At 22.6% G+C, this 402-nt stretch carries 1 pseudogene; it reads left to right on the top strand.

Features of this window, described 5'->3' with window-relative positions:
* A pseudogene (locus CAMP5053_RS08405) lies at positions 1-402 on the top strand (hypothetical protein); the annotation flags it as partial.

Genomic DNA, 402 nt, shown 5'->3' with positions numbered 1-402 from the left:
ACTTTACAAATGCAAAATAATCTTAATTATTTTTATTTTATTTCCAATAACACTGATTTAAAAGAAATTAATAATTATTTAAATGTTGCAGATGAGTTTCTTGTCTTTATGAGTGAAATTGAAAAATTACCATCTAAGTATAATCCAGGTAAAATAATGTTTGAGTTTACTTTTGTAAATTACAACACTTTGTTTTTTGGTTTTACTTTAGATATAAATCTTATGTGTTCTATACCTCAAAAAGAACAGTTATTAGAAAATATGATTAATTCTTATAAAAAAATGAATTTATTTCATGATGCGGATTTAAAATTTCAAGATCAAAAATTATACGAAGCAATATATGGCGCTAAAAAACCTAATCGTCTAATAAATTTTGCTAAAGGAAGATTAAATGCATGC

It is taken from the genome of Campylobacter sp. S4:11 (assembly GCF_024723695.1).
Lineage (GTDB): Bacteria > Campylobacterota > Campylobacteria > Campylobacterales > Campylobacteraceae > Campylobacter_D > Campylobacter_D jejuni_C.
The sequence above is the reverse complement of the archived record's forward strand: the minus strand, read 5'-3'. Positions and strand labels throughout refer to the sequence as shown.